The sequence below is a fragment of the Acinetobacter sp. ME22 genome (assembly GCF_022012315.1).
GTDB classification, from domain to species: domain Bacteria; phylum Pseudomonadota; class Gammaproteobacteria; order Pseudomonadales; family Moraxellaceae; genus Acinetobacter; species Acinetobacter brisouii_A.
Window position 1 is genome coordinate 180,428 of the sequence record NZ_JAKLTL010000006.1, and the last position, 16,685, is coordinate 197,112.

At 42.8% G+C, this 16,685-nt stretch carries 17 protein-coding genes; 8 read left to right on the forward strand and 9 right to left on the reverse strand.

The genetic code is table 11. The annotated features are described in order from the left end of the window. Window positions 1–74: 74 nt before the first annotated feature. The 3 genes from LVY74_RS10400 to LVY74_RS10410 all read left to right on the forward strand — a co-directional run bounded on the left by LVY74_RS10400 (window position 75) and on the right by LVY74_RS10410 (window position 2,258). Complete coding sequence (locus LVY74_RS10400; protein ID WP_151708637.1) at window positions 75–647, forward strand: hypothetical protein; 573 nt, start codon at window positions 75–77, stop codon at window positions 645–647. Window positions 648–691: 44 nt separating this feature from the next. Continuing rightward, window positions 692–1,771: a 3-isopropylmalate dehydrogenase gene (gene leuB, locus LVY74_RS10405; RefSeq protein ID WP_151776780.1), complete on the forward strand. Its 1,080-nt coding sequence runs from the start codon at window positions 692–694 to the stop codon at window positions 1,769–1,771. 109 nt (window positions 1,772–1,880) lie between these two features. Beyond that, window positions 1,881–2,258, forward strand: coding sequence for a lysozyme inhibitor LprI family protein (locus LVY74_RS10410; RefSeq protein WP_442862794.1), 378 nt, complete (start codon window positions 1,881–1,883; stop codon window positions 2,256–2,258). Between the two features lie 48 nt (window positions 2,259–2,306). On the opposite strand, the gene infA is transcribed toward LVY74_RS10410, so the two are convergent. Further along, the gene (infA, locus tag LVY74_RS10415; RefSeq protein ID WP_004754324.1) at window positions 2,307–2,528 is read right to left on the reverse strand and encodes a translation initiation factor IF-1; all 222 of its coding nucleotides are present in this window, start codon (window positions 2,526–2,528) and stop codon (window positions 2,307–2,309) included. A 212-nt stretch (window positions 2,529–2,740) separates the two neighbouring features. Here infA and LVY74_RS10420 point away from each other — a divergent pair, with 212 nt between their 5' ends. Then, window positions 2,741–3,751 carry an AraC family transcriptional regulator gene (locus LVY74_RS10420; RefSeq protein ID WP_237815016.1) on the forward strand — a complete coding sequence of 337 codons (1,011 nt, stop codon included), beginning with the start codon at window positions 2,741–2,743 and terminating at the stop codon, window positions 3,749–3,751. Window positions 3,752–3,757: 6 nt separating this feature from the next. Here LVY74_RS10420 and truA read toward each other — a convergent pair whose 3' ends face one another. The 5 genes from truA to asd form a co-directional block, all read right to left on the reverse strand. Then, window positions 3,758–4,561, reverse strand: a complete 804-nt coding sequence (truA, locus tag LVY74_RS10425; protein ID WP_237815064.1) for a tRNA pseudouridine(38-40) synthase TruA — start codon at window positions 4,559–4,561, stop codon at window positions 3,758–3,760. A gap of 7 nt (window positions 4,562–4,568) precedes the next feature. After that, entirely contained in the window at window positions 4,569–5,531 is a 963-nt protein-coding gene (locus tag LVY74_RS10430; protein ID WP_237815017.1) for an asparaginase domain-containing protein, read from the reverse strand. 53 nt (window positions 5,532–5,584) lie between these two features. Next, the gene (locus LVY74_RS10435) at window positions 5,585–7,015 is read right to left on the reverse strand and encodes a hypothetical protein (protein ID WP_237815018.1); all 1,431 of its coding nucleotides are present in this window, start codon (window positions 7,013–7,015) and stop codon (window positions 5,585–5,587) included. A gap of 49 nt (window positions 7,016–7,064) precedes the next feature. Next, window positions 7,065–8,375 (reverse strand): type IV pilus assembly protein FimV, encoded by a 1,311-nt coding sequence (locus LVY74_RS10440; protein ID WP_237815019.1) that lies wholly within the window; start codon window positions 8,373–8,375, stop codon window positions 7,065–7,067. A gap of 127 nt (window positions 8,376–8,502) precedes the next feature. Next, window positions 8,503–9,621: an aspartate-semialdehyde dehydrogenase gene (gene asd, locus LVY74_RS10445; protein ID WP_237815020.1), complete on the reverse strand. Its 1,119-nt coding sequence runs from the start codon at window positions 9,619–9,621 to the stop codon at window positions 8,503–8,505. Window positions 9,622–9,810: 189 nt separating this feature from the next. Here asd and LVY74_RS10450 point away from each other — a divergent pair, with 189 nt between their 5' ends. Next, on the forward strand, window positions 9,811–10,890 hold the full coding sequence (locus LVY74_RS10450) for an endonuclease/exonuclease/phosphatase family protein (RefSeq protein WP_237815021.1): 1,080 nt from the start codon (window positions 9,811–9,813) through the stop codon (window positions 10,888–10,890). Window positions 10,891–11,218: 328 nt separating this feature from the next. On the opposite strand, the gene LVY74_RS10455 is transcribed toward LVY74_RS10450, so the two are convergent. Together LVY74_RS10455 and lpxL are read right to left on the reverse strand one after the other, a co-directional pair. Then, the gene (locus LVY74_RS10455) at window positions 11,219–12,319 is read right to left on the reverse strand and encodes a glycosyltransferase family 4 protein (protein ID WP_237815022.1); all 1,101 of its coding nucleotides are present in this window, start codon (window positions 12,317–12,319) and stop codon (window positions 11,219–11,221) included. Window positions 12,320–12,334: 15 nt separating this feature from the next. Further along, the gene (gene lpxL, locus LVY74_RS10460; protein WP_237815023.1) at window positions 12,335–13,270 is read right to left on the reverse strand and encodes an LpxL/LpxP family Kdo(2)-lipid IV(A) lauroyl/palmitoleoyl acyltransferase; all 936 of its coding nucleotides are present in this window, start codon (window positions 13,268–13,270) and stop codon (window positions 12,335–12,337) included. A gap of 184 nt (window positions 13,271–13,454) precedes the next feature. Between lpxL and LVY74_RS10465 the strand changes: the two genes are divergently transcribed. The 3 genes from LVY74_RS10465 to LVY74_RS10475 are packed head-to-tail and all read left to right on the forward strand — an operon-like array spanning window position 13,455 to window position 14,694. After that, a complete protein-coding gene (locus LVY74_RS10465) occupies window positions 13,455–14,006 on the forward strand; it encodes an O-acetyl-ADP-ribose deacetylase (RefSeq protein WP_237815024.1) in 552 nt (183 codons plus the stop codon). A gap of 17 nt (window positions 14,007–14,023) precedes the next feature. Next, the gene (locus LVY74_RS10470) at window positions 14,024–14,263 is read left to right on the forward strand and encodes a DUF1272 domain-containing protein (RefSeq protein WP_237815025.1); all 240 of its coding nucleotides are present in this window, start codon (window positions 14,024–14,026) and stop codon (window positions 14,261–14,263) included. A gap of 38 nt (window positions 14,264–14,301) precedes the next feature. Further along, on the forward strand, window positions 14,302–14,694 hold the full coding sequence (locus LVY74_RS10475) for a cytochrome b562 (protein ID WP_237815026.1): 393 nt from the start codon (window positions 14,302–14,304) through the stop codon (window positions 14,692–14,694). Window positions 14,695–14,769: 75 nt separating this feature from the next. On the opposite strand, the gene LVY74_RS10480 is transcribed toward LVY74_RS10475, so the two are convergent. Beyond that, window positions 14,770–16,683 carry an ATP-binding cassette domain-containing protein gene (locus LVY74_RS10480; protein ID WP_151708652.1) on the reverse strand — a complete coding sequence of 638 codons (1,914 nt, stop codon included), beginning with the start codon at window positions 16,681–16,683 and terminating at the stop codon, window positions 14,770–14,772. Window positions 16,684–16,685 lie beyond the last annotated feature (2 nt).

The following is a 16,685-nucleotide window of genomic DNA, read 5'->3' on the forward strand; positions in this document are numbered from 1 at the left end:
CCCAACTATTGCTAACATGTCGAATTATTTTATGTAATTCAATCTGCTGATCGGCAAAAGGTTGGGCTATTCACATGTTAAAAAACATCGGTCGCGGTGCTTTCTTGGGGTTATCTGCGGTATTGCTGAGTGCGTGTCAACATACGCAACGTGCGGTTGATACCATGGCGATCAAGTTTATTGCACCTGAACAACGACCTGCAAATGTCAAACTGTACTGTACAGGGACTGCCAATTGCGAATTTGAACGCTTTGATAATATTCAAATTGTGGATGACACAACACATTTGGTGAATTATGAAGCCATTCGAAAAGGCTATGTGCGTTTAAATAGTAAAACCACAAGCTATAACAATTCTTTATATTTGACCGTACCTGACCAGCAGCATGAAGTGGTGATTCGCTTCTATCCGATCTCGATGGATCGTGCTGAAAAAATCAGTGTGATTCACAATTTTAAGGCGAATAAAAGTTATAGCTTCAAAATGTATCGCAATCGAAGTAAACAATCAGGCAGTTTGTTGAACGTATCAGCACCAGATCCACTGTGTGTGGTGCTATTGCAAGATCAACACCCAATTCGCCGTTTTTGTAAGCCCTATAATGTGCTGACAGGATTGGGCGAATTTGTGGAACAAAAACTTTAACTGGGCAATTTGCGCCTGAGTTGTTGTGATAAATGGAACCCTTTATGTCTAAACATATTTTAATTTTAGCGGGCGATGGTATTGGCCCTGAGATTGTTGCTGCTGCGGAAACTGTTTTAAACACAGTCAATGACAAGTTTAATTTAGGTTTAACGTGGGAACATGGTTTACTCGGTGGTTCAGCGATTGATGCACATGGCGAACCCTACCCAGCAGTGACTAGCGCACAGGCACAAAAAGCCGATGCAATTTTATTGGGTGCGGTTGGCGGGCCAAAATGGGACAGTATTGAGCGCTCAATCCGTCCAGAACGTGGTTTACTTAAAATCCGTAGCGAACTTAACTTATTCGCGAACTTGCGTCCAGCGATCTTGTATCCGCAATTGGCAGATGCTTCAAGCTTGAAGCCTGAAATTGTAGCGGGTTTAGACATTCTTATCGTTCGTGAATTGACAGGCGGAATCTACTTCGGTCAGCCACGCGGGATTCGTGAACTCGAAAACGGTGAAAAACAGGGTTATAACACTGACGTTTATGCAGAGTCTGAAATTAAACGTATTGCCAAAGTTGCTTTTGAAATGGCGAACCTACGTGGTGGCAAAGTCTGTTCAGTAGACAAAGCCAACGTACTTGAAGTGACTGAACTTTGGAAGCAAACCGTAACTGCGCTTAAAGAAGAACAATATCCTGAGATTAATTTGTCACACATGTATGTGGACAATGCTGCGATGCAATTGGTGCGTGCGCCAAAACAGTTTGATGTGATTGTGACGGGCAACCTGTTTGGCGACATCTTGTCTGATGAAGCTGCGATGTTGACAGGTTCGATTGGTATGTTGCCATCGGCATCACTTGATGAAAATGGCAAAGGCATGTATGAGCCATGTCACGGTTCAGCACCAGATATCGCGGGTAAAGACTTGGCTAACCCATTAGCGACGATTCTTTCAGTGGCAATGATGCTACGTTACACTTTCCGTGAAGAAGCAGCAGCTAAAGCGATTGAAGATGCTGTGGGTCAAGTTTTAGATCAAGGTTTACGTACCGCAGATATTATGTCTGAAGGCATGGACAAAGTTGGCACTAAGGCAATGGGTGCCGCAGTGGTTGCAGCTTTAGTTTAAGTTGAACAGATTTAAAAAGCGTGATCTTTGAAGATCGCGCTTTTTTCTATTTATAAAATTTAAAATAATTCGATTTTTTATAACAAGCAACATAGAGAAAATGATGAAAATGAAACGTAAATTAGGATTAGCAGGATTACTGCTAGGTTTATCATTGAGTGCCTATGCAGATAATTGTGATCATGCCAGAAATACCTATGATGCAGTGCACTGTGATAATAAAGTCTATGTCAATGCAGACAATGAGCTGAATAAGACCTATCAGGAACTACGTAGCAAATTGAACCCTCAGCAAAAGACCATTCTCAAGCGTTCACAACTTACTTGGATTCGAGACCGTGATCAAAGCTGTTCAGGTGAATCTGATGTGGGTACGGTAATTTCTACAGGATGCCAGTTACGCAAGACTCAGGAGCGTAACTCTTGGTTACACGAGCGCTTACGTGAGTGTACAACCATTGGCTGTAAAACATCAGCATTACGCTAAGCCTAAAAAAAGCCACAATAATGTGGCTTTTTTTGCTTCTACTAATACTTAACGCGCACGGTAAGTGATGCGACCTTTGGTCAAGTCATATGGAGTCATTTCAACTTTAACATGGTCACCCGTTAAAATACGGATGTAATGCTTACGCATTTTACCTGAAATATGAGCAATCACTTCATGACCGTTTTCTAAACGAACACGGAACATGGTATTAGGAAGCGTTTCGGTGACAACGCCTTCGAACTCAATCAGTTCCTCTTTATTGGCCATAGCCTACCTAAAAGAATAAATAACAAGGCGCAAATTATAGACAAAATTCAGCAATAAAACAATATAAAGCCAAATAAAGCACGATGAAAAGCAGCAAAAGTGAACCGTGCGTCTAAACTTTTTTCGCCCAAACCCAATGCATCAGGTTGTCAGTTTGGTCAATCCTCAGTACTCTGAAAAATGGCAATGCAGGGATGAAAATAGGTGGAAATATGGGGCAGTTAACGGATGCTTCAGTCATATTGCGACTTGGCTATCAGGCACTACGTCGGGCAGGATTGTCAACAGAGCAAATTTTGACAAAGGCAGGTGTGGCAATCAGCCAACTTGAAACCAATCAACGTACCCCTGTAAGTGCTCAAAATGCTTTTTGGCTAGCTGCTGAACAGGTCAGTCATGATCCTGATATTGGTCTTCACTTAGGGGAACATTTACCTCTATATCGTGGTCAGGTCATTGAACATCTGTTTATGAGTAGTGAAAATTTTGGCGAAGGTTTACATCGGGCATTGGCTTATCAACGTTTGATTAGTGATGCTTTTCAGGCTCAACTGGTTTGTAAAGATGGGCAATGTTATTTGACCAATGGTACACAACCACATCCTAATCGATTATTGAACCGCCATTTTTCAGAATGTGCGATTTCTGGTGTGTTACGTTTTTTTAAATTTTTAACGGAAGGACAATTTCAGCCGCTGTTTATTGATTTTGATTTTCAGGAAGGTGCGGCACCTGAAGAATATTTTCGGGTTTATGAATGCCCTGTCAGTTTAGGGCAAAAAGAAACACGCTTGTATTTTGATTCAGCCATTTTAAAACATCCGCTTTGGCAGGCCGACCCTGATCTTTTGCAATTGCATGAACAGCTTGCTCATGAAAAACTACAGGAATTAGCTCGTTATGATTTAGTTAGCGAAGTTCGTCGGGCAATTGGTGCAACATTAGAACAAGGCGAAACCACGCTAGAAAGTGTCGCAGCGCAGTTACAGATTACACCGCGTCGTCTGCGTACCTTATTGAGCGATGCAGAAACCAGTTTTCAACAAATTCTCTCGGCATATCGTTGTCGATTGGCGAAAAAATTACTGGCGAATACCCATGAAAGTATTGAGAAGATTGTGTACCTGACAGGTTTTGCCGAGCCAAGTACCTTCTATCGCGCATTTAAACGCTGGACGAATGAAACACCGATTGAGTACCGCAAACGAAAACAGAGTGACTAAATCAAGTCACTCTGGCCAGTTCAGCCATTGCGGCCCCAAAGCAACTTTGGGTAAATCAAATTGCTCTGGATAATAGGCTTGAATAAAATACAAACCATCCGCAGGGGCAGTCACGCCTGCTGCTTTGCGGTCTTCTGCAGCAAACATCACATCAATATGTTCAATCGGATATTGTTCCTGACCAATTTCCAGTAAACAGCCCATGATGTTGCGCACCATGTGATGCAAGAAACCATCTGCCTGAATATCTAAAATCAGAAATGCCCCATGTTGGATAAGGCGGCAATGCTTCACATGGCGAACAGGTTGATTGGATTGGCAAGCTGCTGCACGAAAAGTTTCGAAGTTATGTGTGCCTTCAAATTTTTGTGCGGCTTCCATCATTTTTGCGACATTGAGTGTCTGATGAATATGCGTGACTTGTTTGTGTAGCAAAGCAGGGCGATGAGCTGCGTTATAGACCACATAGCGATAGCGTCGTGCAGTGGCTTTAAAGCGTGCATGGAAGTCTGTATCCATTCGCTTGATCCACTGAATCGAGATGTCTTTCGGAAGTTGACTATTGGTTCCCATAATCCAACCACGTTCAGAACGATCTGCTGGGCTGTCAAAATGTGCCACCATGTTGGTTGCATGCACACCAGCATCTGTCCGCCCTGCGCCATGTAAAATAACAGCATGGTTGGCAACTTTGCTAAGCACTCGTTCTAGGGTTTCCTGAACGCTCGCAACACCTGCTTGCTGAGTTTGCCAACCACGATAGGCTGTACCACAAAACTCAATCCCAATCGCATAACGCTGCGCTGTCATTTCTATTTCACTCATGCCAGTGTTTCAACCAGTCATTTGCTTGATCGTACTGTAAATAGAGTGCTAACAACTTGGCATACAAATCGGCATGACCTAAACAGTCAGACACTGCGATATTGGCTTCTTTGACCCATGCACTCACCGCATAGCGCTGATCAATGCCACCCGCAGTCACTTGCGTATTCAATACAGGTAAACAGTTCTTTTGTTTAAGCTGCTGGAAAATCTCAATAATTTCAGGATTGGTGACCAGATTACCTGTACCAAAACCTTGTAAAACCAAGAAGTCAGGTGCATTTTCAAGGACATGAGCCAAGTTCTTTTCAAGCTGCTCTAGGGCAATCGGCTGCATCATCCAGTTTAAAATATTCAGGTTCTGGGCACGTTCAAGCATGGTTTCAGTCACGGTCATTGCTTGAGAATGTTGTGCAATGGCTTGTGTGGAGGCAACGCCTCTAAATGCATCTAATTCAGTTGTATGGGCTTTAAGTGCGGTACGACCATGAAATAACTGATGATGGAAGGCTAAATACACACCTGCATCTACCTTGAAAATATGCTCAAGAGCAAACCATAAATTATCTCGCGCATCAGTCTCTTCACGAATGGTTGTACCATCAACAGTGAGTAATGGGAACTGACTGCCTGTAATGATCAAGTGGCATGATGCTGCCAAAATTCGTGCAAGGACTGCACTGGCATAGCTCAGGGTATCTGTGCCATGAATCACCACAAAATGCTGAAAACTTTGGCTTTGTAATTGTTGAATAAATTGTGCCAGTTTGAGCCAGTCGACTGCGGTATAGGCACTACTGTCTTTAATCACAGGTGCAGCAAAACATTCGATGCTCAAGTGATCTGGCAAATAACGATGTAGACGAGGTAAAAACTCATGTTCTGGCATTGGACTGAGAGGTTCACCTACACAGCCAAATGTCCCACCCATATAAATTAAAGCAATTTTAGACATGATAAAAATAAAAAAGCAGCCGAATTCGACTGCTTATGGTAGAACGAACTGCTTTAAGATGCTATTTGATTTAATAAATATTTAGCACGATCTAATTCATCTGAATTATATTGGATCTGCGGATCTTCCAATAATGCACGTGCTGAGCTAAATGCACCTAAACGAATATATTGCTCTGCAAGCGATAAATTAAGTTCAGTATCATTAAGTTCTGCTAACTCTGGGAACTGTTGTACAACATAATCTACAGAAGATTTTGGTGCTTCAGCAATCGCTTCTTCAACAACAGGCTCAGGAACGATTTCAGTCTGAGTTTCTTCAATGAGATCAAAACTTACAACAGACAGTGAAACTGGCTCAACTTCTACAGGTTGAGTTACTGTTTCAGTTTTAGCCTGAGCTTCTTCTAATTTATCAAAAGTAAAGGAAACTTCAGGTTGAGCAGTAGGTGGGCTAACAGGTTCAGGCTGTTTCTCAGGGACTGCAGGTTCTGTAAAGTCAAACTTGAACTCAACTACAGGTGCTTCTTCCGGCTGAGCAGCAGCAGGCTCTACTTTCTTTTCTAGGCTTTCAAGATGAAGCTGCGCAGTGGCATCATGATGTTCAGTTTTTGCAACTTCAGGAATTTGATCAGTTTCTTGACCAAAATCAATTTTTGCAGTGAATGTTTCAGGACCTTTGGTTTCGGTCGTGTGTGGTTCAATATTTAAATGGATTGGCTCAGCAATAGGCGTTGGTTCAGATTTTACTTCTGGTTTGCTGAAGCCTTCTAAATTGAACTCAAGTGGTTTGTGTTCTTCTGTTTTTTCAACAGGCGCTGCTGTTGCTGTCTGTAGCTCTGCTTGAAGCTGATCGAAAGATAATGCACTTGGCTGCTCTTGAGCTTGAGGCTTCTCAAGATCTAATCCACTTTTAAGCTGATCAAAATCAACCGCTTTCGCTTGAGGGATAGGCTTTTCAGGCTCAACTGCTTTCGCGACTTCGGGAGTCTCTTCATCAGACAATTGAACAGGGGTAAACTGAATTGAATCAGGCTTAGCTTGTTCTTTACGTTCAGCCAGACGCTGTTCAGCTTCACGAACCACATCATACAGATTGAGTGAGCGTAAATGTGACAATAATTGGTTTGTCGAAAATTGATCATTTTGATCAATGTGAATCTGTAAGAGCAGGAGATATAAGTCATGCTGACTATTATCAGCATTGAGTGCCTGATTAATTAATGCTTCCGCTGTATTGAAATTTTTCTCTTGAATCAGGTTTTCAATTTGACGACGCAATGCAGGATCAAGCTCTTTTGGTTGACTTTCAACCGTAAGAACTTCTTGAGTTTCTGTTACATCGGTACTGGTCGTGCTTGGACGTTTCGTCGCTTTCTTTTTGGGCTCGACTTTTCTTTTTGATTCTTGTTGCCCCGCACTTCGTTTTTTAACCACAATGGCTATAACGAGTAATAGAACAAATGGAATGATGTATAGCAACATTTTTTTATCCTTGCATTAGCAGCAATGTATTCAGGCTAAAAACGATTTCTCAGTGATGACTTGGCTTTTTGGCTTTTTGTTGCTGTTGCAACTGCTGCTGTAATTGCGCAAGTCGTGCATTTAATAACTGAATTTGATGGTCTTTTTGTTGCAAAGCCAAATCCAATTGAGCTACATTTTTTTGTAATGTAACGGTTTTTTGTCGAATTGTCATAACTTTTAATGATAATTCAGACGAAGTTTTTTCAGCAGTTCGACTACTGCCCCCCATTTTAGCAGAAGCCGCATCTGTATTTTCAGCAACTAAAGTCATTTCAGCTTGATCTAAACGATATTTAGTTGAATATTTGTCTGAAGATGTATTGGTTGAACGCGCAGCAGGTTTCGCTGATGTTGAGTTTGCGTGGGGTGGTGTTGCACCTAAATTAAGATTTGTTCCTGTTCTTAAGCGGTTAACATTTCCCCCCACAAAAGCATGTTCATTGAGCGCTTTAATATGATTCATGACTTCCCCAATCGGTTGATGGGTCTGTCCTGAAATCCGTGCAGCAATACTCCATAAGGAATCTTGGCGCTGTACTACATAATTGCCGTTTTGCGTATTTTTAGCTGTCGTGACAGGCTTTGATTCGACTGCTTTCTTTGGCGCAGTCGCTGGCGTTTTGTTGGCACTTGTTGTTTGAGTGGGCTGTGGTGTCGTTGCTTGTGGCTGTGGCGTCACTTGAGCTGTTTGCCCTGTTGGTGTTGGAGGGATGCTCTTGACTACGGGTACAGGTGCAACACTGATGGCTAAGGCACTCGCTGGTGTCACAGCATTGATTGGTGCTGTTGAATTTTGAGTGTAAAGCGTACTCTCGGGTAAGTTGAGCGCAATATCTTTTTCACTGACTACTTGTTTGGGAATTAATACACGCTCTTGTGTCGAAGCATTCAGGTTAGCGATTGGCGTCGTTTTATTGAGTGTTGCCGTATTGCTTGGCGTACCGTCTAAATTACGTTGAATCTGCTGTAGATGTGCGCCATCAGCATCTTGAACTTTTAAAATCAAGTTAATATTTTTATTGCTAATAGGTTGTGATGAGGTGATCACAATGACACCGCTATTATTACCTGTGCGGCGAACAAAAAAGTTTAAGCCACTCAAGTCTTGTTGGCTTGCACCCATCCGCACTAGATCGTCTGGATTGGCAAGACTAGCTTGAATGCTCGAGTTATCACTGGCATTGGCGTAAGGAATTTCTACATATAACAATTGCCCTTGAGTTGATTCAACTTGGGCAGCGTTAAAAGTTAATGCATAGCCACTTTGTGCAGCAAAACATAAAATCAGTGCTGAAGCGAGTTTGTTGTATGCAGTCATTTTCATCCACAACATGGAATTGTTGATTGTTTTGCCTATAATGTAGCGGTATGTAAATAAATTGTAAATTTGTACAATGTTAAAAAGCCGATCTTTTCAGATCGGCTTTCCACTTTGACCTTAAAAATTACGAATTTTTGTAGTCAATCAGGATACGAAGCATACGACGTAAAGGCTCTGCTGCACCCCAAAGTAGTTGGTCACCGACAGTAAATGCACCAAGGTACTCTTTACCCATGTTCAGTTTACGTAAACGACCCACAGGAACAGTCAGTGTACCTGTTACTGCAACTGGAGTTAAGTCTGTCATAGACGCTTCACGCGTATTTGGAACAACTTTTGCCCACTGGTTTGACTGACGAATCATATCTTCGATTTCATCAAGTGGAACATCTTTTTTCAATTTCAATGTCAATGCTTGAGAATGGCAGCGCATAGCACCAATACGAACACAGTGACCATCAATTGGAACGATTTGTGAATTGCCCAAGATTTTGTTGGTTTCAGCTTGACCTTTCCACTCTTCTTTTGATTGACCATTTTCGAGTTGTTTATCGATATATGGAATCAGCGAGCCTGCTAATGGCACACCAAAGTTTGCAGAAGGAAAGCCTTCGCCACGTTGCAAGTCAGCAATTTTAGAATCAATGTCCAAAATGGCAGATTTAGGATCATCCAACAAATCTTTAGTATTGTTGTATAAATAACCCATACCTGTGATCAGTTCACGCATATTTTGCGCGCCTGCGCCTGATGCTGCTTGATAAGTCATTGCAGTCATCCATTCCACAAGATTTTTTTGGAATAGAGAACCTAAGCCCATCAGCATCAATGAAACGGTACAGTTACCACCAACGAAAGTTTTGGTGCCTTTCACTAAACCATCTTTAATGACATTGAGGTTGACTGGATCAAGGACAATGATCGCTTCATCGTCCATACGCAGAGTCGATGCCGCATCGATCCAGTAACCATTCCAACCTTCAGCTTTGAGTTTTGGAAATACTGCTGAAGTGTAGTCACCACCTTGGCAGGTAATAATGACATCCATTTGCTTCAGACTCTTAATGTCTGATGCATCCATAAGTGCTGGGGCAGTCTTACCACCAAAAGCAGGCGCTTCACCACCTGCATTACTGGTAGAAAAATAGAATGGCTCAAAGTGAGCAAAGTCATTCTCTTCAACCATACGTTGCATAAGGACAGAACCAACCATCCCACGCCAACCGACCAGACCTACTTTCATGTCATTGTGCCTCGGTAGTGTAATAAAAAAAATAAAAGGGTTTTGAGTGTACCAAAAGTGTCCTCAACTGCAAGACCTACATAAGTCAAACACTTAAATAATTGAGTGAAATATCTGCTTTGTGTTACATAAAAAATTGATAAAGATGAAAAAAATCTGAAGAAAAATCATCTTAAAAGAGTAACTTCAATGATTTATCTACAACTGCTCAGTATTTTAGTGATTTGGCTAAGTTTTTGGTCGCTGATCCCCCGAGATGAGTGGTGGTTTCGGGGCGCAGATTTTCCTCGTCTTCAGATCCTTGCTTTGGGGATAGTGAGCTGGCTGGGGATGCTGTTATGGACACAGGCTTGGACGGTCGTACAAGTGCTACTGTTTATGCTTTTGAGTGCTGCAATTGCCTATCAATTGAAAATGGTTTTACCGTATACCCCGCTTTGGAAGAAACAAGTACAACACGTTAAAGAGCATCAGCTTGATCCTCAAAAACAATTGTCCATTATTGTTTCAAATGTGCTTACGCCCAATCAAGATTACCATCTGCTCTTAGCGCATATTCACAAATTACAGCCCGATTTATTACTGACGCTTGAAACCGATCAACGTTGGCAGACTGCCTTAGCACCGCTCGAAACGGATTATCCTTATCGGGTGGCAATTCCTCTGGATAATTTGTATGGCATGCATCTTTATAGCCGTTTACCACTCAAGGACACTCAGGTTAAATTTATTTTAAGTGATGAAATTCCGTCTATTCACACCTGTGTTCAGTTGCGCGGTGGTCAAGATGTACAGTTGTATTGCTTACACCCTAAACCCCCAAGCCCAACAGAAGCCAAAGACTCGACATTGAGAGATGCTGAACTGTTGATTGTTGGAGATCAAATTAAAGATCTGAATCAAAGCTGTATTGTGATGGGGGATTTAAATGATGTGGCATGGTCACGAACTACACGTTTATTTCAGCGGATTAGTGGTTTGCTAGATCCGCGTGTGGGACGCAATTTTATCAACACTTTTCATGCAAATTATCCATTATTACGTTGGTCTCTGGATCATGTATTCCACAGCACCGATTTTGGTTTGGTACACATGCGGCGTTTATCACATATTGGTTCGGACCATTTTCCAATCTATGTGATTTTACAAACAGAGCAGATTTTTGAGCAAATCCATGAGGAGTTGCCAGAAACAGCAGATGATGCCAAGGAAGCTCAGCTCGCGATTCAAGAAGGTATTCATAAAGCTGAAAAAGAACGCTCAACATGATGGATATACTGCCAACTCGCTTGAAATAAACAGCGTTGAATCCATCAAAGCATAACAACTGCTAGCGCTGTGTAAGCTTATACGTACAGTACAGAAAGCCGATGACGGCTATACGCTTTTGAGAATTCCTTTTAATCTAAACCTATCGGCACAAGGAAGAATGGGAATGGAGCATCCCGTATGGAAGAGGTGCTGATTGGATAACATCAATGGCATGATGGCAACAAGGATAGGCAACAACTAAAACAATAACAATAAAATCTGGAAACACAACCTCAATTGACCCGAGTAAGGTAGGATGCCTGACTCGGGTTTTAATTTTGAATAGCTATTTCAAGATTTCGGCATAGAGTGCCAAAGTATTCTGACACATGTCATGCAAACTAAATTGAGTGACAGGTGCAACACTAACAGGTTGTTCAATATGTTGTTGTACACAATGCAGTAAGCTGGTGGTGTCATCCACTTCAATCAGACCTTGAGGGTAAACCTCAGACAAAATTTCAGCGACACCGCCACGTTTCCAGCCAATCACAGGTGTTCCGACAGATAATGCTTCTAATGCCGTACGCCCGAAAGTTTCTGCCTGATTGGAAAGAGACAGCACCACATCGCTTAAAGCGAGCCATTCACGAATATCTGAGCGATGACCAACGAATGTGATGTCCTCGGTTAATCCTTGCAGTTCTACGCTCTTTTGTAATTCATCCAGATAAGCCTGTTTCTTGGCATCCGCACCACCAACGACTAAAGCATGAACTTGTGGGTATTGCTGCTTGAGCTGAACCATCAATTGAATCAGGGTTTCATGTCCTTTCAGACGCGTAATTCGCCCAGGAAGACAAAGCAAAAACTTATTTTCAAGCTGTGGGTAATCCAAATAGACCTGATTGAGCCATTTCGCAGTGGGCTGATAGCCATGTGGAAACGCTTTGGGGTCAATACCACGGTAAATTCGTACAATATCTTGTGCTGGGCATTCTGGGTAATTTTGATGAATGTAATCCACGACGCTATCAGAGACTGCAATGACTTTTTCAGCATGGGTCATGATGGCGCTGTAGCGGTTCACCGAATAAAAACCATGTACCGTACTGATGAGATGAGGACGGCGTGCCGTGGGAATCCCCTTGAGTGCAAAATGTGTCAGCCAAGCAGGCACGCGTGAGCGGACATGTACAATATCGGGTTGATACTGTTCAATGACTTTTCGAAGTGGACGAATTTGCCACAGACTCGACAAGGCTTTTTTATGAATCGGCAGTTGAATATGCGCTGAACCTTCAGCTTCTAGTTCAGGTACCAAGCGCCCACCATTGGACACCACCAATGATTCATGACCTTGTTGCACCAAAGCACGTGCAATTTCAAGGGTTCCACGTTCCACACCGCCACTGTTCAGTTCTGGAAGAAGTTGCATCACTTTCATGCTGAATTCCTGATTTTAATAAATTTTGTCGTAGCCTTCAGGGCGGGTTTTAAAACGGCGGTGAAACCACATGTATTGCGTTGGTGCGATTCGTAGCTGATTTTCAATAATTTTATTCACACGAGTTGCATCATCAACTTCATCATCAGATGGCAGGTTTTCAACAGGCGGTTCAATCAAAATATGATAACGCGGATCGGCTTCATCTCCATAACGATAAAAATACAACGGAATTGCTGCTGCCTTGCTAATTTTGAGCAAACGACGATGCGCAGTCACAGTTGCCGCAGGTATCCCAAAAAATGGTGCCATCACGCCTTGTTTTAAACCAAAGTCCTGATCGGGGCTATACCAGATCGCACGACCATTTTTAAGATGACGAATCAGACCACGCATATCATCATGGTCAATTTGATTTTTATAAATCGTGGCACGGCAGCGATAAATCAGCATATCCAGTAAAGGATTATTTTGCGGGCGATACACCACATCAGGTTCAAAGTACTGTGCGCAGACATAGCCGCCTGCATCGAGCAAAGTGCTGTGCGTACCCAGTAACAGCACACCCTGACCTTTTTGCTGAGCATGGGTGATGTGTTCCAGACCTTCGATGGTTACACGATCTTTAAACCATTTGGGTTTATACCACGCATTCAGTGTTTCAAATGTACCGAGCATCATGTCGGCAAAGACTTGCTTGGCTTGTTGTTCCACTTTCGCCTGTGACCATTCGGGAAAACACACTTGCAGGTTGCGAATGGTGGTTTTACGACGAGACTTGAGATATTTCCATGCCAAGTTTGCTAAAAGGTGTGCTAGACGGCGTTGAATGCCCCACGGCAAGATGGCAAGCAGCATCAGAAACACAATCGCAAACCATACCCCCCAATATTTAGGCAGTAGAAAAGACCATTGAAATTGACCAGAAATATACGCTTGCTGTTTACTCATATGGCGATAAAAACTGAATAAAAAACTGCACGCAGTGTAGCATGAACTGATTTTTAAAATTCAAAGACTTCTGTGAATGGCGTGATCTTCTCATTTGGAAAGAAAAATAAAGTGAACGGATCAATATTTCAAATTGCGCTAAAGTCAGTCCTAGCACATACAAATTGAAAACAGGTAGAGAACAATGAAAACCATTCAAATCCTGCAAGGAGATATTACTGAACTGGCTGTGGATGCGATTGTCAATGCAGCCAACACCTCATTACTGGGCGGTGGTGGCGTTGATGGAGCAATTCATCGAAAAGGCGGCGCTGAAATTTTAAAAGAATGTCAGCAGATACGCGTACAACAAGGCGGCTGTGCGGTAGGCGAGGCTGTGATCACCCATGCGGGCTTATTGCCTGCAAAATACGTGATTCATACGGTTGGCCCGATCTGGCGAAATGGTATGTATGAAGAAGATCAGTTTTTGGCAAATGCCTACCTGAATAGTCTAAAGCTCGCAGAAGCCCACCAGTTGCACCGAATCGCATTTCCGAATATTTCAACAGGTGTGTATGGCTTTCCCAAAGTGCGTGCGGTCAATATTGCCTTAACCACCGTAATTGATTTTCTCAAAACCTCAACACAGGTTGAAGAAGTCATTTTTGTGTGCTTTGATCAGGAAAATTATCAGCTTTATCAGCAAGAAAGTTTAAGTCATGCCAAGCAGCAGAGCGATTTACGCTTACTTTAAATTTAAAGGAAAATACCATGCTGGAACTTCGCCCTAACTGTGAGTGTTGTAATACCGATTTAGCCGTAGATTCGCAAGATGTGTTGATCTGTTCGTTTGAATGCACCTTTTGCTTGGCATGTAGCGAGCAAATTTTAAATTTTATTTGCCCCAATTGTGGCGGTGAACTGGTGAAGCGACCGATTCGTCCAAGCAATAAACTTGAAAAATATCCTGCATCAACTCAACGGGTTTTTAATCCAAAGTTAAAGAATTAATAAGCTGACGTTGTCAAAATTTAAATCAGGAAAAGCGTATGAAAAAGATAGGGCGATTGATAGGTACTGTTGTTTTAGCCTGCATCATGCAATCGAGTTTTGCTGACGATCTTGGGCAAGATATGGAGATGATTGCAAAGAATTATGACATATTTCAGAACACACAAAGCCCATCACAGGCGGTAGATGCCCTGAGTGCGATGCAGCAGGCAGTTTTAGATGCCAAGAAATCCATTCCCATGACATTGATCGGTGAGCCTGATCATAGCCCTAAAGTACAACAATACCAAAAAGGATTGGATGATCTGAATGCTGAACTGACTCAAACGGTGGCTATGGTGAAAGCGGGACATTTGCAGCAGGCGCGTGAACAGGCAATTCCTGTGATTGATCAGATGAAAAAGACCAATCACCAGAAATTTCGCAACTAATCCACACTATAAAAATGAATGAACCCAAATGAAAAAACCACGCCTTAGCGTGGTTTTTTTAGATATAACAGAAGATTAATTGCCGTTGGACATATTCTCTAATTCATCCCAACGCTCTAATTTTTCAAGCAAAACTTCTTCAATTTCTGCTAAGCGTTGGCTGGCTTGAGTGGCTGCATCGGCATCTTTAACGAACCATGAACCATCTGCCAGTTTTTCCGACAGCTCGCTTTGCTCAGCTTCAAGATTCTCAATTTCAGCAGGCAGTTGTTCAAGCTCACGCTGATCTTTATAGCTGAGTTTCACTTTTTTGGTCGTTGCTGCTTGGGCAGCGAGTTTCTCAGCTTCTGCTTTCGCTTGGGCTTTTTTCACATCGGCTTTTTGATCAACGACTTTTTCATCAGGGCGTTGTAGCAAATAGTCCTGATAACCACCGATATATTCAGCAATACCGCCTTTACCATCAAACACCCAAGTTGAAGTGACCACGTTGTCCATAAAGGCACGGTCATGGCTGATCAACAGTAATGTGCCTTTGTATTCAGCCAGCATTTCTTCAAGCAGCTCGAGTGTCACCATATCCAAGTCGTTGGTCGGTTCGTCCATGACAATTAGGTTAGATGGCTTAAGTAAGAGTTTTGCCAGTAAGACGCGGTTACGTTCACCACCTGATAAGGCTTTCACAGGCGTGCGGGCACGTTCAGGCGAGAACAGGAAATCTTGTAAATAGCTGTAGATATGACGGCGTTGACCATTCACATCGACAAAGTCGGAACCTTCAGACACGTTGGCAGCCACAGACTTTTCAAGTTCAAGCTGATTACGCAACTGATCAAAGTAAGCCACTTCAAGCTGTGTACCTGTTTTCACTGTACCTGTGTGTTCGACATCGCCCAAAATGGCTTTAATCAGTGTGGTTTTACCAACACCGTTATCACCGACAAGGCCGATACGGTCACCACGCATCACCAGTGCAGAGAAGTCATGAATGAGCGGTTTGTCACCATACTGAACACTCAAATGCTCAATATCAAAGACCAGTTTGCCTGAGCGCTGTGCTTCCTGAACACCCATGTTGACTTTGCCTTGCTGGAAGCGACGGGCTTTAGATTCTTCACGTAAAGCTTTTAGTGCGCGTACACGACCTTCATTACGGGTACGACGTGCTTTAATGCCTTGGCGAATCCACGCTTCTTCTTCAGCCAGTTTTTTGTCAAACAAGGCATTTTGCTTTTCTTCAGCTTCAAGCTGTTGGGCTTTTAGTTCAAGATAGCGCGAATAGTTACCTTCAAAACTACGTAATGTGCCACGATCTAGCTCGACAATCCGTGTGGCTAAACTGTCGACAAATGCACGGTCATGCGAAATAAATAACAGGGTTAAATTATTTTGATCGAGTAAGAATTTTTCTAACCATTCGATACTTTCGACATCCAAATGGTTGGTTGGTTCGTCGAGTAAAAGTACATCAGGTTGAGTTAAAAGTGCGCGAGCCAATAGTACACGACGTTTACGACCACCCGATAAATCCGCCAAATCGGCATTTGGGTCTAAGCCCATTTTGCCCAAAATGGTGTTGACCTTATTTTCAAGTGACCAGCCATCAAGCTGATCGAGTTTGTGCTGTAAGTCGCCCATGCGTTCGCAGGCAGCCATATCACCAAGTACGCAAGCATCGCTGGCAGTATGATATTGTTTTAAAACTTCAGCCGCTTCACCTGCGCCATCGGCGACGATGTCAGCAACTTTACCCGAATCCATCGGTACATCTTGGGCAAGCATGGAAATGGTTAAGCCATTTTGCACTAAAACTTCACCATGATCGGGCAATAAGCTTCCCTCAATCAGTTTAAGTAAAGTAGACTTACCCTCGCCGTTGCGCCCAATCAAACACACTCGTTCGCCACGTTCCAAATTAAAGTTCGCGCCGTCGAGAAGGGCAGGTCCACCAAATGCAAGTTGGACATCCCTTAAAGTAATATAGGCCATAG

Bases quoted from the DNA above. Each gene is read 5' to 3' on its own strand.
- LVY74_RS10400 (WP_151708637.1), top strand. From the start codon at position 75: ATGTTAAAAAACATCGGTCGCGGTGCTTTCTTGGGGTTATCTGCGGTA.
- leuB (WP_151776780.1), top strand. From the start codon at position 692: ATGTCTAAACATATTTTAATTTTAGCGGGCGATGGTATTGGCCCTGAG.
- LVY74_RS10410 (WP_442862794.1), top strand. From the start codon at position 1,881: ATGAAACGTAAATTAGGATTAGCAGGATTACTGCTAGGTTTATCATTG.
- infA (WP_004754324.1), bottom strand. From the start codon at position 2,528: ATGGCCAATAAAGAGGAACTGATTGAGTTCGAAGGCGTTGTCACCGAA.
- LVY74_RS10420 (WP_237815016.1), top strand. From the start codon at position 2,741: ATGGGGCAGTTAACGGATGCTTCAGTCATATTGCGACTTGGCTATCAG.
- truA (WP_237815064.1), bottom strand. From the start codon at position 4,561: ATGACAGCGCAGCGTTATGCGATTGGGATTGAGTTTTGTGGTACAGCC.
- LVY74_RS10430 (WP_237815017.1), bottom strand. From the start codon at position 5,531: ATGTCTAAAATTGCTTTAATTTATATGGGTGGGACATTTGGCTGTGTA.
- LVY74_RS10435 (WP_237815018.1), bottom strand. From the start codon at position 7,015: ATGTTGCTATACATCATTCCATTTGTTCTATTACTCGTTATAGCCATT.
- LVY74_RS10440 (WP_237815019.1), bottom strand. From the start codon at position 8,375: ATGACTGCATACAACAAACTCGCTTCAGCACTGATTTTATGTTTTGCT.
- asd (WP_237815020.1), bottom strand. From the start codon at position 9,621: ATGAAAGTAGGTCTGGTCGGTTGGCGTGGGATGGTTGGTTCTGTCCTT.
- LVY74_RS10450 (WP_237815021.1), top strand. From the start codon at position 9,811: ATGATTTATCTACAACTGCTCAGTATTTTAGTGATTTGGCTAAGTTTT.
- LVY74_RS10455 (WP_237815022.1), bottom strand. From the start codon at position 12,319: ATGAAAGTGATGCAACTTCTTCCAGAACTGAACAGTGGCGGTGTGGAA.
- lpxL (WP_237815023.1), bottom strand. From the start codon at position 13,270: ATGAGTAAACAGCAAGCGTATATTTCTGGTCAATTTCAATGGTCTTTT.
- LVY74_RS10465 (WP_237815024.1), top strand. From the start codon at position 13,455: ATGAAAACCATTCAAATCCTGCAAGGAGATATTACTGAACTGGCTGTG.
- LVY74_RS10470 (WP_237815025.1), top strand. From the start codon at position 14,024: ATGCTGGAACTTCGCCCTAACTGTGAGTGTTGTAATACCGATTTAGCC.
- LVY74_RS10475 (WP_237815026.1), top strand. From the start codon at position 14,302: ATGAAAAAGATAGGGCGATTGATAGGTACTGTTGTTTTAGCCTGCATC.
- LVY74_RS10480 (WP_151708652.1), bottom strand. From the start codon at position 16,683: ATGGCCTATATTACTTTAAGGGATGTCCAACTTGCATTTGGTGGACCT.